This window comes from Pseudomonas sp. TH39(2020), from assembly GCF_016650715.1.
In the GTDB taxonomy this organism is placed as follows: Bacteria; Pseudomonadota; Gammaproteobacteria; order Pseudomonadales; family Pseudomonadaceae; genus Aquipseudomonas; species Aquipseudomonas mandelii_C.
The window spans coordinates 1-13,340 of sequence record NZ_JAEKFF010000006.1 but is presented as its reverse complement, the minus strand read 5'-3'; the positions used below and the strand labels follow the sequence as shown (position 1 = coordinate 13,340).

The following is a 13,340-nucleotide window of genomic DNA, read 5'->3' as shown; positions in this document are numbered from 1 at the left end:
GCCGCGCCTCGTCAAACCGCTTTTTTAGAGAAACCTTATGACCACTCTGCACGCTGAAGCTGTCGGCAAGCGCCCCTGGCCGCAGTACGCCGGTTGGGGCCTGTTTCTGGTCCTGCTGGCTTGGGCCTGGCACGGCGCCGAGATGAACCCGATGGCGCTGTATCGCGACTCCGGAAACATGGCGACTTTCGCCGCTGATTTCTTCCCGCCGGACTTCCATGAATGGCGCTCGTACCTCAAGGAAATGATTGTCACCGTACAAATCGCCCTCTGGGGCACGGTATTGGCGATTGTCTGCTCGATACCCCTGGGGATTCTCTGCTCGGAAAACATCACACCCTGGTGGATTCACCAGCCGCTGCGTCGGGTGATGGACGCTTTCCGTTCGATCAACGAAATGGTCTTCGCCATGTTGTTCGTGGTGGCCGTCGGGTTGGGGCCGTTTGCCGGGGTTCTGGCGCTGTGGATCAGCACCACCGGCGTGCTTGCCAAGCTGTTCGCCGAAGCGGTCGAGGCGATCGACCCGGGCCCGGTTGAAGGTGTTCGCGCCACCGGTGCCAGTGCCTTGCAAGAAGTGATCTACGGGATCATTCCGCAAGTGATGCCGCTGTGGGTGTCGTACGCGCTGTACCGCTTCGAGGCCAACGTGCGTTCGGCGACGGTGGTGGGAATGGTCGGTGCCGGTGGGATCGGGGTGATTCTCTGGGAGAACATCCGCGCATTCCAGTTCGTGCAGACCTGCGCGGTGCTGCTGGTGATCATCGTGGTGGTCAGCCTGATCGATATCTTGTCGCAACGCCTGCGCAAGCAGTTCATCTGAATTTCGGAGGGGTGCCCTTGGGCGCTTTTTTTAAGCATGCAGTTGTCTAGACAAGATGAGCCGGTGTACCGCGAATTGGCCGACATCCTGCGTCGTGAGCTGGCCGATTATCAGGCCGGGGATTTTCTGCCGGCGGAGGTGCAGTTGGCAGAGCGCTTCGGGGTCAACCGCCATACGTTGCGCCGCGCCATCGAAGAGCTCGTGTTCGAAGGCAGTCTGTTGCGCCGCCAGGGCAAAGGCACGCAGGTGCTGGAACGGCCGCTGATTTATCCAATGGCCGCCGACAGTGCCTACAGCCAGTCGTTGTCGGCCCAAGGCCTGGGCGTCGAGGCGGTGCTGCTCAAGCGTCGTTACTGCTTCGCCAGCCGTGAAGAGGCGCAACACCTCGGTCTTGCCGAGATGGCGCCGATGATCGAACTGCAGACCTTGCGCAAACTCGATCACCAACCGGTCAGCCTGATCCGCCATCGCTACTGTGCCAGCCATGCGCCGATGCTGGCGGACTACACCGGCGGCTCATTGCGCCAGTACCTGAGTGAACGGGACATGCCGCTGACCCGGACCCTGAGCCTGATCGGCGCCCGTTTGCCCAGCCGCGAAGAAGCCGCGTTGCTGATGATGCCCCGGCATTTGCCGGCGCTGAGTGTGTTCACCCTTTCCCGCGACCGCGACGGCCGCCCGGTGGAGCTGGCCCAGTCCACCAGCCGTTCGGATCGCTTCCAGTACCAGGTCGTCACCTGATGGAGAACTTACCGATGAACCCTGCTCCTTACTCTGCGCGGCAGCACTGGATCGGCGTGCTGGCCTGCGCCCGTCACAGCGAATTGCAGCCCCATGAAGCCGCGCTGCGCGACGTCGAGTACCAACTGATCCGTGCCCCTGAAATCGGCATGACCCTGGTCCGTGGCCGCATGGGTGGCAACGGTGCGCCGTTCAACGTCGGCGAAATGAGCGTAACCCGTTGCGTGGTGCGCCTGGCCGATGGCCGTACCGGCTACAGCTACCTAGCGGGTCGCGACAAGGCCCACGCGGAATTGGCGGCCCTGGCCGACGCGCATTTGCAGGGCGCGCAACAGCGCCATTGGCTCGATGACGTGATCACGCCGCTGGCCAACGCTCAGGCACAACGCCGGGCGCAGAAAGAGGCGGAAACCGCCGCCACCAAAGTTGAATTTTTCACCCTCGTGCGAGGAGAAAACTGATGAGCGCACCGTTGTTGCAACCGGCGTTTACCGACCCGGTGCTGGATGCCCAGCGCAGTTTTCGCGCTGCGCTCAAAGCGCTGGCCGATCCCGGATTGATTCAGAACTTGCACGCCACCCCAAGCCTCGAAGGGCTGGCGTCAGCCACCTATGCGTTGTGCCTGGCGCTGCTGGATGTCGACACGCCGCTGTGGCTGGCGCCGTCTTTCGACACACCGGCGATCCGCGCCAACCTGGCGTTCCACTGCGGCTGCCCACTGACACCGCATCGGGAAGCCGCGCGTTTTGCCTTGCTGGGTGCCGAGGACCTGCTCGACCTCAGCGGCTTCGACCATGGTAATGACCGTTACCCCGATCAATCCTGCACCTTGCTGGTTCAGCTGCCGAGCCTCGACGGCGGGGCAGGGCTGGCCTGGTGCGGACCGGGGATCGAGACCGAGCATCAGGTCAGTCTGCCTCTGACCGACGGTTTCTGGCGCGAGCGCGAACAGCGCAACGAATTCCCTCGCGGGCTGGATCTGTTTTTCACCACCGGTCACGACTTTATCGGCCTGCCACGCAGCACGCGGGTCGCCCGCACAGCACAGGAGCTTGTCTGATGTACGTAGCCGTCAAGGGTGGCGAACAGGCCATCGACAATGCCCACCGTCTGCTGGCGAAAAAACGCCGGGGCGATACCTCGGTCACTGAGCTGAGCGTCGAGCAAATCCGTCAGCAACTGCCGCTGGCGGTGGCACGGGTAATGAGCGAAGGCTCGCTGTACGACGAAGAACTGGCCTCGCTGGCGATCAAGCAAGCGGCGGGCGATCTGGTCGAAGCGATCTTCCTGCTGCGGGCCTATCGCACCACGTTGCCGCGTTTCAGCCCGAGCCTGCCGATCGACACGTCAAGCATGCAACTCAGCCGGCGTTTGTCCGCCACGTTCAAGGACGTGCCGGGCGGGCAGCTGCTGGGACCAACCTTCGATTACACCCATCGTCTGCTCGACTTTGCATTGCTCGCCGAAGGCGAATACCCGGGACCGCAAACCACCCCGAACGCCAGCCTCGAACCTTGCCCACGGGTCCTGGGTTTGCTGGCCAAGGAAGGTTTGATCAAGAACGAGTCCGACAACGGCGAAACAGTGGCGGATATCACCCGCGACCCATTGGAGCTGCCCGCCAGCCGTGCCCAACGCTTGCAGGCGCTGGCGCGTGGCGATGAAGGTTTTCTGCTGGCACTGGGTTATTCCACCCAGCGCGGTTATGGCCGCAACCACCCGTTCGCCGGGGAGATTCGCATCGGTGAAGTGGAGGTTTGGATCGATCCCGAAGAGTTGGGCTTCCCCATCGCTTTGGGCAGCATCGAAGTGACCGAGTGCGAGATGGTTAACCAGTTCGTCGGCTCTGCCACCGAGCTGGCGCAGTTTACGCGCGGCTACGGTCTGGCCTTCGGCCACGCCGAGCGCAAGGCCATGGGCATGGCACTGGTCGACCGCGCACTGAGGGCCGAGGAGTTCAACGAAGAGATCGTGTCCCCGGCGCAACAGGAGGAATTCGTGCTGATGCACTGCGACAACGTCGAGGCTGCCGGTTTTGTCTCGCACTTGAAATTACCTCACTACGTGGATTTCCAGGCCGAACTGGAACTGATCCGCAAACTGCGCAAGCCGGCCGAGGGCCACAGCCATGAATGACCTGACTCAGGCGCCAGTGCGCGATGCGGCGTACAACTTTGCCTACCTTGATGAGCAGACCAAACGCATGATCCGCCGCGCCTTGCTCAAGGCAGTGGCCATCCCCGGTTATCAAGTGCCGTTCGGTGGGCGCGAGATGCCGCTGCCTTACGGCTGGGGCACCGGTGGCATGCAACTGACCGCAGCGATTCTCGGTGCTGAAGACGTGCTCAAGGTCATCGACCAGGGCGCGGACGACACCACCAACGCCGTGTCGATCCGTCGCTTTTTCGCCCGGACCGCTGGCGTCGCAACCACCGAAAATACCCCGGACGCGACGGTGATCCAGACCCGTCACCGCATCCCGGAAACGCCGCTGCACGCCGATCAGATCATGGTGTATCAGGTGCCGATCCCCGAGCCGCTGCGCTTTATCGAACCTTCGGAAACCGAGACCCGGACCATGCACGCCCTCAATGATTACGGGGTGATGCACGTCAAGCTCTACGAGGACATCGCCACCTTCGGCCACATCGCCACCGCCTACGCCTACCCGGTGATGGTGGACGAGCGCTACGTGATGGACCCGTCGCCGATTCCCAAATTCGACAACCCGAAACTCGATATGAGTCCGGCGCTGATGCTGTTCGGCGCGGGTCGTGAAAAGCGTTTGTATGCCGTGCCGCCGTACACAAAAGTCACCAGTCTCGACTTTGAGGATCACCCCTTCGAAGTGCAGAAGTGGGACGAGTCCTGCGCCATTTGCGGCAGCCACGAGTCCTTCCTCGACGAGCTGATCATCGACGACGCCGGAACCCAGAGTTTTGTGTGTTCCGACACTTATTACTGCGCCCAGCGCGTCAGCCAGCAGGAGCAGGGCCAATGAACCAGGCACTGAAAAATAAACTGTCCGCCGCCACCGCTGAGCCCTTGCTGCGAGTGCGCGACCTGTCGTTGTTGTACGGCTTGGAGAAGGGCTGCCAGGGCGTCAGTTTTGACCTGTATCCCGGTGAGGTGCTGGGGATTGTCGGCGAGTCCGGTTCGGGCAAATCGACCTTGCTCTCGTTGCTCAGCGGCCGCCTGCCGCCCCAGCGCGGCAGCATCGGTTACCGCGACAAACAGGGCCAATGGCTCGACCTGTACAGCGCCAGCGAAGCCGAGCGCCGGACCTTGCTACGCACCGAGTGGGGTTTCGTCGAACAGAATCCTCGCGACGGTTTGCGCATGGGCGTTTCGGCCGGCGCCAACATCGGCGAGCGCCTGATGGCCCAGGGCGTACGCAATTACCAGCAGCTGCGCGGGGCAGGGATCGACTGGCTGAGCCAGGTGGAAATCGATCCGCTGCGCATCGACGACTTGCCCCGGACCTTCTCCGGCGGCATGCAACAACGGCTGCAAATCGCCCGCAATCTGGTGTCGAGCCCGCGGTTGGTGTTCATGGACGAACCGACGGGGGGACTCGATGTGTCGGTGCAAGCTCGGTTGCTCGACCTGTTGCGTGGGTTGGTGCGCGAGCTGGACCTGGCGGTGGTGATCGTTACGCACGACCTGGCGGTGGCGCGTCTGCTGGCCGATCGACTGATGGTGATGCGCCGCTCGCGGGTGGTGGAAACCGGCCTGACCGACCAGATTCTCGACGATCCACAACACCCTTACTCACAACTGCTGGTGTCTTCGGTGTTGCAGCCGTGAAGTCCCGTTTATCTGTGGAGTCCGAGCGATGAATACCTTGATCGAGGTCCGTGACCTCTCGAAAACCTTCACCCTGCATCAACAGCACGGCGTGGTCCTGAACGTGCTGCGCGGGGTGGATTTCAGCGTGGCGGCCGGTGAATGCCTGGTGCTGCATGGTCAGTCCGGTGCCGGTAAAAGCACCTTGCTGCGCACGCTGTATGGCAATTACCTGCCAGCCGGCGGCAGCATCCGCGTACAGCATGACGGCCACTGGCTGGAGCTGGTGGGCGCCGAGCCCTGTGACATTCTGCAGGTGCGCCAGCGAACCCTGGGTTATGTCAGTCAGTTCCTGCGGGTGATCCCGCGGGTAGCGTGTCTGGATGTGGTGATGGAGGCGGCGCTGGCCCGTGGCTGGAAGAGAAGTCTGGCGCAATCACGTGCCGAGCTCCTGCTCAGCCGTCTGAACATTCCGCAACGCCTTTGGCAGCTGGCACCCGGCACTTTCTCCGGTGGCGAGCAGCAGCGAGTCAACATCGCCCGCGGCTTTATGGTGCCCTGGCCGGTGATGCTGCTCGACGAACCGACGGCCTCCCTGGACGACACCAATCGCCAGGTGGTGCTGGAGCTGATGAACGAAGCGAAAGCGGCAGGCGCCGCACTGATCGGCATCTTCCACGACCGCACCGCTCGCGAGGCGGTTGCCGATCGCCATCTCGACATGACCCCAGCCGCTGTGAACCACGAGGAATACGCCGATGTCCGCTGAACAGATCCTCAGCAATGCCCGAGTGGTCACCGCTGACCGTGTGTTCCTCGGCACCGTGGTGCTGCGCGACGGGTTGATCGCCGATGTCGCCGAAGGGCCAAGTCGCTTGCCTCAGGCCCAAGACCTCAACGGTGATTTCCTGCTGCCGGGCCTCGTGGAGTTGCACACCGACAACCTGGAAAAACACATGACCCCGCGCCCCGGCGTGGACTGGCCGTCGACCTCGGCGGTGCTCAGTCACGATGCGCAGATCATCGCGGCCGGCATCACCACGGTGTTTGACGCCGTGTCCATCGGTGATGTTAATCCCAAAGGCAATCGCATGAAGAAATTGCCGGGGATGCTTGAGGCGATCTCTAGCGCTTCCGATGCCGGACTGACCCGTGCCGAACACCGACTGCACCTGCGTTGTGAACTTTGCCACCCGGACACGTTGAGTGTGTTCCGCGACCTGGTCGAACATCCCCTGGTGCAACTGGTGTCGGTGATGGACCACTCGCCGGGTCAACGTCAATTCGTCCTGGAGTCCAAGTACCGCGAGTACTACATGGGCAAATACAATCTGACGACTACGCAAATGGATGAATTCGTCGTGTTGCAGATGGCCAACTCCCGTGAATACAGTGCCCGCCATCGCGCGGCGATCGTGGAGCACTGCCTGGCCCTCGGCCTGTCGGTGGCCAGCCATGACGACGCGACCCTGGCTCACGTCGAAGAGTCAGCGGGCTATGGCATGTCCATTGCCGAGTTCCCCACCACCCTTGAGGCGGCGCGCGGCTGTCAGCAGTTAGGCATGAAAGTGCTGATGGGCGCACCGAACGTTGTGCGCGGCGGTTCCCATTCGGGGAATGTGGCCGCTGCTGATCTGGCCGCTGAAGGGCTGCTGGACATCCTGTCCAGTGATTACTACCCGGCCAGCCTGCTGCAAGCGGCGTTTTCACTGGCGGCCCAGGCCAATCAGTGCGACTTGGCCGAGGCTGTGCGCATGGTCACCCTGGCGCCGGCCAGAGCGGCGGGGTTGAGTGATCGCGGCGAGATTGCTGTCGGTTTACGGGCGGATCTGGTGCAAGCCAGGACCCAGGAGGGGTTGCCGGTGGTTCAACAAGTCTGGCGACAAGCGAAGAGGGTGTTTTGATGGCGGGCAGGTTGATTTATCTCATCGGAGCTTCAGGTTCGGGCAAGGACAGCTTGCTGGATGGCGCACGAGCGCGGTTGGCCGAACGCGATTGTCATATCGTGCGGCGGGTCATCACCCGCTCGGCGGAAGCGGTGGGGGAAGTGGCACAAGGCGTCAGTGCGCAACAGTTCGCGGAGAGGGAGGCTCAGGGCGCATTTGCCCTGAGCTGGCATGCCAATTGTTTGTCCTATGGGATCCCACGGGAGATCGACGATTGGCTGGCGGCGGGGCAGGATGTGCTGGTCAATGGGTCTCGCGGTTATCTGCCGCAGACCCGCTTGCGCTATCCAAACGTGCTCGTGCTGTTGCTGACGGTCGATCAGGCTGTATTGCGCCAGCGCTTGTTGGCACGGGGGCGTGAAACGGTCGCCGAGATTAATGATCGGCTGGCGCGCAATGCCTGTTTCAGCAACCGCGTGCTCGCCGAACACGATCCGGCGTTGTGTGTGATCGACAACTCCGGGCCGCTGGAGCGCACGGTCGAATGTTTGCTGGCCTGCGTCGACGGGCAACCCGTATGCGCCTGACCTTGCTGGGCACCGGTGACGCCCGACAGGTGCCGGTCTACGGCTGCGAATGCGCGGCCTGCGACCTGGCTCGCAACGATGAACGCCTGAGACGTCGTCCGTGCAGCGCGTTGATCGAATGCGGCGATCAGCGCTGGTTGATCGACAGCGGCCTGTCCGACCTGACCGAACGCTTCCCGCCGCGCAGCTTCAACGGTATTTTCCAGACCCACTACCACGCCGATCACGCCCAGGGTTTGCTGCATTTGCGTTGGGGTCAGGGGCTGGTGATTCCGGTGCATGGTCCGGTGGACCCGGAAGGCCTGGCCGACCTCTACAAGCATCCAGGGATACTCGATTTCAGCCAGCCTTTCGACGCCTTTGAAACCCGGCAGTTCGGCACGCTCAGCATGACGGCGTTACCGCTGCAACATTCAAGACCGACGCTTGGTTACTTGTTGGAGGGAGAGGGACGGCGTATCGCTTATCTGACCGACACCGTGGGTTTGCCGCCGGCCACCACGCAATGGCTGCAACGCGCTCCCCTTGATGTGCTGGTACTCGACTGTTCGATGCCGCCGCAACCTCAGGCTCCGCGTAATCACAACGATCTGAATCTTGCGTTGCGTTGCGTTGAGGACCTGCAACCGGAGTTGGCAGTGTTGACGCATATCGGGCATACGTTGGATGACTGGTTACTTGAGCATCGCAGCGAGTTGCCGGGGAATGTCAGGGTTGGTTGTGATGGGTGCATGCTTTAGACCTTTACGAGTTCACTGCTCACGAATTGAGAAGTTGGCCATGTGTTCGAGACCTTTGATTAGCGCCGAATGATCCCAGTTGCTGCCACCCAGCGCGGCACAGGTGCTGAACACCTGTTGTGCGTTGGCTGTGTTGGGCAGATTCAGGGCCAGCTCCCGAGCTCCCGAGAGAGCCAGATTGAGATCCTTCTGATGCAGGCTGACGCGGAAGCCTGGATCGAAGGTGCCTTTGATCATGCGCTCACCGTGCACCTCAAGAATTTTCGAGGAAGCAAAGCCACCCATCAATGCTTCACGTACTTTGGCCGGATCAGCGCCGTTTTTGGCGGCGAATAGCAGAGCTTCGGCTACGGCCTGGATATTCAGCGCAACGATGATCTGATTGGCGACCTTAGCGGTCTGACCATCGCCATTGCCTCCAACATGAGTGATGTTCTTGCCCATGGCCTGGAACAGCGGTAAAGCGCGCTCAAAGGCGTGTTTTTCACCGCCGACCATGATACTCAGCGTTGCGGCTTTCGCACCGACCTCGCCGCCGGAAACCGGGGCATCCAGATAAGTGGCCCCAGTTGCTTTGATCTTCTCGGCGAAGACTTTGGTGGCGGAAGGAGAGATCGAGCTCATGTCGATAACTACCTTGCCCGCACCTACGCCTTCTACAACGCCTTTCTCGCGTAGCAGTACATCTTCAACCTGGGGGGTATCCGGCACCATGATGATGACGAATTCGGCTTCTTGGGCGACTTCTTTTGGGGTGGCCAGGCCAATCCCGTTTTCACCCAGCAGGTCGGCGGGCATTTTATTGTGGTGTTCAGAGAAGAAGAGTTTGTGACCGGCTTTCTGCAGGTTCTGAGCCATAGGCTTGCCCATGATGCCGGTGCCAATAAATCCGATGTTGGCCATATGTAAAATCTCCGTTAGATCACGTTATGGGTTTTCAGCCAGCCGAGGCCGGCAAGGGTGGTGGTAGCTGGCTTGTATTCACAACCTACCCAGCCCTGATAGCCAATTCGGTCCAGGAGTTGGAACAGGAAGTGATAGTTGATTTCGCCGGTGCCAGGTTCATTGCGGCCCGGATTGTCAGCGAGCTGGATGTGGTTAATTTCATCCAGATAAGTGGACATGGTACGGGCCAGGTCGCCTTCCATAATCTGCATGTGGTAGATGTCGTACTGCAGGAAAAGATTGGCACTGCCCACCTTTTTCCTGATGTCGAGTCCCTGCTGTGTGTTGTTCAAATAGAAGTCTGGAATATCCAGCGTGTTAATGGCTTCCATCACAAGTTTGATGCCCACGGTTTCCAGCTTGTCAGCGGCATATTTGAGATTGGTCACGAAGGTGCTTTCGATTGTTCTGGAGTCCACACCATGAGGGCGGATACCAGCCAGGCAGTTGAGTTGCTTATTGCCCAACACTTGCGCGTAAGCGATGGCCAAATCGACGCCAGCTCGGAACTCTTCGACGCGGTCGGGATGGCAGGCGATGCCGCGCTCTCCCTTGGCCCATTTCCCCGCGGGCAAATTGAAAAGCACTTGGGTAAGGCCGTTGCTCTCGAGTCTCTCCTTGATTTCGGCGGAGCTGAAATCGTAAGGGAACAAGTACTCAATACCGGTGAAGCCGGCTTCTGCGGCGGCGGCGAAACGATCCAGAAAATCCACTTCCGTGAACAACATGGATAGGTTGGCTGCAAATCGGGGCATGGAATGCTCCTGTGTCATGGTCTGGATAAAGTCAGGGGAGGGGGGAAGAGTTAATTCAATGGCAAAATGGAAGTCGGTGCATCGGTATCGCTCAGCGCCAAATCCTCGAACTCGTTAATTGCGTTGATCTCGATACCCATGGAGATGTTGGTCACGCGTTCAAGAATGATTTCCACAACCACGGGCACGCGATGCTGGTGCATGAGTTCCCTGGCGTGAGCAAATGCGGCCTGCAAGTCATTTGGATCGCGCACGCGAATGGCCTTGCATCCCAGTCCCTCAACGACTGCCACATGATCGACGCCGTAGCCGTTCAGCTCTGGAGCGTTGATATTGTCGAACGAAAGCTGCACACAGAAATCGATGTCAAAGTTGCGCTGTGCCTGGCGGATCAATCCCAAGTAGGAGTTGTTCACCAGGACATGGATGTATGGCAGGTTGAACTGAGCGCCGACTGCCAATTCCTCGATCATGAACTGGAAATCATAGTCGCCAGACAGTGCTACAACTTGGCGGGTTGGATCGGCTTTGACCACACCCAATGCCGCAGGAATAGTCCAGCCCAGTGGGCCAGCCTGGCCACAGTTGATCCAGTGCCGCGGCTTGTAGACATGCAGGAACTGCGCGCCCGCAATCTGCGACAAGCCAATGGTGCTGACGTAGCAGGTGTCTTTGCCGAAGAACTCATTCATTTCTTCGTAAACGCGCTGAGGCTTGATCGGCACGTTATCAAAATGAGTTTTGCGTTGAAGAGTGCGCTTGCGGTCACGGCAAGAATTTACCCACGCGTTGCGATCTTTCAGTTTGCCAGCGGCTTTCCATTCACGAGCCACAGTCAAGAACATGTCCAGGGCGGCACCGGCATCTGAAACGATACCCAAGTCTGGGGTGAACACTCGGCCGATCTGAGTGGGTTCGATGTCGACGTGAATGAAGCGTCGACCTTCGGTGTACACATCGACTGAACCAGTGTGACGGTTGGCCCAGCGATTACCAATACCGAACACCAAGTCAGACGCGAGTAAGGTGGCGTTGCCGTAGCGATGCGAGGTCTGTAAGCCGACCATGCCAACCATCAACTTGTGGTCGTCCGGAATTGTTCCCCAGCCCATCAGAGTAGGAACCACAGGTACACCGGTAAGCTCCGCGAACTCCACAAGCTTGGCACTGGCATCGGCATTGATTACGCCACCACCAGAAACGATTAGCGGGCGCTCAGCATCGTTGAGCATTGCCAGTGCCTTTTCGGCCTGAACCCGAGTAGCGGAAGGGCGGGTCAATGGCAGTGGTTCATAAACATCAATATCAAACTCGATCTCTGCCATCTGTACGTCGAATGGTAAATCGATCAGTACAGGACCTGGGCGACCGGAGCGCATCTCATAGAAGGCTTTCTGGAAGGCATAAGGTACCTGGCCAGGTTCCATCACGGTGGTTGCCCACTTGGTGACAGGTTTGACGATACTGGTGATATCGACTGCCTGGAAGTCTTCCTTGTGCATCCGGGCACGGGGCGCTTGACCAGTGATGCAGAGGATGGGAATGGAGTCGGCGGACGCTGAGTACAAACCGGTGACCATGTCGGTACCCGCGGGGCCAGAGGTGCCGATGCAGACGCCGATATTTCCTGCGTTGGTGCGCGTGTAACCTTCAGCCATGTGGGAGGCTCCTTCCACATGACGTGCCAAAATGTGGTCAACACCGCCGATTTTTTTCAGTGCAGCGTACAGCGGGTTGATGGCTGCACCGGGAATGCCAAAAGCAGTGTCAACACCTTCGCGACGCATCACCAATACGGCAGCCTCGATTGCTCTCATTTTGGCCATTGTTGCCTCCTTCAGGCTGGTCGGTATTTTTATTGACGGATCTCAGCATGCAGGAGGTTATTATTGAGTTGAACAGTCATAAATCGGTTTCTGCCGATACATGAGGTATCGATGGGTCGTTATACCGAGCTCCACAGTTTTGTTCAGGTCGCCCATAAGGGCAGCTTTGCCGCTGCTGCTCTGAATGAGGGAGTGACGCCAGCCATCCTTGGTCGACGACTTGATGCGCTAGAAAAACGCTTGGGCGTTAAGTTGATGCATCGCTCCACGCGAGGCTTGAAGTTGACTGAGGCGGGAGAGCAGTTACTGGAAGGGGCCAAGCATCTGATGCGCGAATTCGACGAGGTCGAGTCAAGCATCAGCAACAGAAGCACCACCGTCAGCGGCCACTTGGTGGTGTCCGCTCCGGCTGCTTTTGGACGACAGCATATTGCCCCTCATGTCTATGCCTTCCAGCAGCGTTTTCCAGATCTCAAGTTATCCTTCAACTTTACGGACAGCGTGATTGATCTGGTCAGCGAGGGGTACGATATGAGTATTCGTATCGGAGAAGTCACTGACCCCAACTACGTGGCGATCAAGCTGTTCCCCAATTGGAGGGTGGTTTGCGGGACGCCAGACTATTTCGCCAAGCATGGTGCACCGCAAACGCTGGAGGAGTTGGCACAGCACAATTGCTTGGCCTTCAACCTTCAGGGTGGCCAGCAACGGGGCTGGACGTTCTTGCGCGATGGCCGACAGATAGCGATGAAAGTCAGTGGTAACGTTGCTTGCAACGACGGTGAATTGCTTTTCGCCTGGATACGTCAGGGGCTTGGTATTGGTTGGCGTTCAACGTGGGAAATTCAAGGAGAGCTCAAGCGGGGTGAACTGGTAACGGTTCTAGATGAATTTGCTTTGCCCAATTACAACATTCAGGCGGTGTACCCCCAGCAACGCTATTTACCAGCCAAAGTACGTTTTTTTATCGAGTATCTTAAAACTTTATATAATTCAGCCGATTACTGGGAAAAGCCACATCCGCTTTGAGTGTTCTGCGTCTGATCCGACCCACATCCACCGTTGCTAGGTGATGTGGACATAGAGCTAGAGCGACAAGGCCATTGCTTCGTCAGGAACCAACACCACTCTCAACGCGCTTTGCGCATCATCGAGCTGCACCAACGTCGCATGTTGCGCACCCAACGCATCGCGGTTTTCGATAGCCGTTAGAATCGCCTTATGCCGTGGCAACGCCAGCTCATGTAGATTCGG

General features: G+C 59.3%; 15 protein-coding genes and 1 pseudogene. 12 read left to right on the top strand and 4 right to left on the bottom strand.

Annotated elements, in window-relative coordinates; all coding sequences use genetic code 11:
- Window positions 1-37: 37 nt before the first annotated feature.
- From phnE to phnP, 11 genes are read left to right on the top strand one after another with little or no spacing between them, the layout of a single operon-like run.
- Window positions 38-820 carry a phosphonate ABC transporter, permease protein PhnE gene (phnE, locus tag JFU47_RS07900; RefSeq protein ID WP_201182348.1) on the top strand — a complete coding sequence of 261 codons (783 nt, stop codon included), beginning with the start codon at window positions 38-40 and terminating at the stop codon, window positions 818-820.
- A gap of 36 nt (window positions 821-856) precedes the next feature.
- On the top strand, window positions 857-1,561 hold the full coding sequence (gene phnF / locus JFU47_RS07895) for a phosphonate metabolism transcriptional regulator PhnF (RefSeq protein WP_201182346.1): 705 nt from the start codon (window positions 857-859) through the stop codon (window positions 1,559-1,561).
- Window positions 1,562-1,575: 14 nt separating this feature from the next.
- Window positions 1,576-2,022, top strand: a complete 447-nt coding sequence (phnG, locus tag JFU47_RS07890; RefSeq protein ID WP_201182344.1) for a phosphonate C-P lyase system protein PhnG — start codon at window positions 1,576-1,578, stop codon at window positions 2,020-2,022.
- Window positions 2,022-2,621 (top strand): phosphonate C-P lyase system protein PhnH, encoded by a 600-nt coding sequence (gene phnH / locus JFU47_RS07885; protein ID WP_201182342.1) that lies wholly within the window; start codon window positions 2,022-2,024, stop codon window positions 2,619-2,621. The genes phnG and phnH overlap by 1 nt, the downstream gene beginning before the upstream one ends.
- Window positions 2,621-3,697, top strand: coding sequence for a carbon-phosphorus lyase complex subunit PhnI (locus tag JFU47_RS07880; RefSeq protein ID WP_201182340.1), 1,077 nt, complete (start codon window positions 2,621-2,623; stop codon window positions 3,695-3,697). Before phnH ends, JFU47_RS07880 begins: the two co-directional genes overlap by 1 nt.
- Window positions 3,690-4,562 carry an alpha-D-ribose 1-methylphosphonate 5-phosphate C-P-lyase PhnJ gene (locus JFU47_RS07875; RefSeq protein WP_201182338.1) on the top strand — a complete coding sequence of 291 codons (873 nt, stop codon included), beginning with the start codon at window positions 3,690-3,692 and terminating at the stop codon, window positions 4,560-4,562. The genes JFU47_RS07880 and JFU47_RS07875 overlap by 8 nt, the downstream gene beginning before the upstream one ends.
- Complete coding sequence (gene phnK / locus JFU47_RS07870) at window positions 4,559-5,368, top strand: phosphonate C-P lyase system protein PhnK (protein WP_201182336.1); 810 nt, start codon at window positions 4,559-4,561, stop codon at window positions 5,366-5,368. The genes JFU47_RS07875 and phnK overlap by 4 nt, the downstream gene beginning before the upstream one ends.
- Before the next feature lie 28 nt (window positions 5,369-5,396).
- Window positions 5,397-6,116 carry a phosphonate C-P lyase system protein PhnL gene (phnL, locus tag JFU47_RS07865; protein ID WP_201182334.1) on the top strand — a complete coding sequence of 240 codons (720 nt, stop codon included), beginning with the start codon at window positions 5,397-5,399 and terminating at the stop codon, window positions 6,114-6,116.
- Window positions 6,106-7,251 (top strand): alpha-D-ribose 1-methylphosphonate 5-triphosphate diphosphatase, encoded by a 1,146-nt coding sequence (locus JFU47_RS07860; RefSeq protein ID WP_201182332.1) that lies wholly within the window; start codon window positions 6,106-6,108, stop codon window positions 7,249-7,251. The genes phnL and JFU47_RS07860 overlap by 11 nt, the downstream gene beginning before the upstream one ends.
- Window positions 7,251-7,820: a phosphonate metabolism protein/1,5-bisphosphokinase (PRPP-forming) PhnN gene (gene phnN / locus JFU47_RS07855; protein WP_201182330.1), complete on the top strand. Its 570-nt coding sequence runs from the start codon at window positions 7,251-7,253 to the stop codon at window positions 7,818-7,820. Before JFU47_RS07860 ends, phnN begins: the two co-directional genes overlap by 1 nt.
- Window positions 7,811-8,560, top strand: a complete 750-nt coding sequence (gene phnP, locus JFU47_RS07850) for a phosphonate metabolism protein PhnP (RefSeq protein ID WP_201185169.1) — start codon at window positions 7,811-7,813, stop codon at window positions 8,558-8,560. The genes phnN and phnP overlap by 10 nt, the downstream gene beginning before the upstream one ends.
- Window positions 8,561-8,572: 12 nt before the next feature.
- Here the strand turns inward: phnP and JFU47_RS07845 are convergent, their stop codons facing one another.
- Genes JFU47_RS07845 through gcl form a run of 3 tightly spaced genes read right to left on the bottom strand, consistent with a single transcriptional unit; the run spans window position 8,573 to window position 12,086 of the window.
- A complete protein-coding gene (locus JFU47_RS07845) occupies window positions 8,573-9,463 on the bottom strand; it encodes a 2-hydroxy-3-oxopropionate reductase (protein WP_201182327.1) in 891 nt (296 codons plus the stop codon).
- Between the two features lie 14 nt (window positions 9,464-9,477).
- Window positions 9,478-10,260: a hydroxypyruvate isomerase gene (gene hyi, locus JFU47_RS07840; protein WP_201182325.1), complete on the bottom strand. Its 783-nt coding sequence runs from the start codon at window positions 10,258-10,260 to the stop codon at window positions 9,478-9,480.
- Between the two features lie 50 nt (window positions 10,261-10,310).
- Window positions 10,311-12,086, bottom strand: coding sequence for a glyoxylate carboligase (gene gcl / locus JFU47_RS07835; RefSeq protein ID WP_201182323.1), 1,776 nt, complete (start codon window positions 12,084-12,086; stop codon window positions 10,311-10,313).
- Between the two features lie 111 nt (window positions 12,087-12,197).
- Between gcl and JFU47_RS07830 the strand changes: the two genes are divergently transcribed.
- Window positions 12,198-13,115, top strand: a complete 918-nt coding sequence (locus tag JFU47_RS07830) for a LysR family transcriptional regulator (protein WP_201182321.1) — start codon at window positions 12,198-12,200, stop codon at window positions 13,113-13,115.
- Between the two features lie 57 nt (window positions 13,116-13,172).
- Here the strand turns inward: JFU47_RS07830 and JFU47_RS33090 are convergent.
- A pseudogene (locus JFU47_RS33090) lies at window positions 13,173-13,340 on the bottom strand (GntR family transcriptional regulator); the annotation flags it as partial.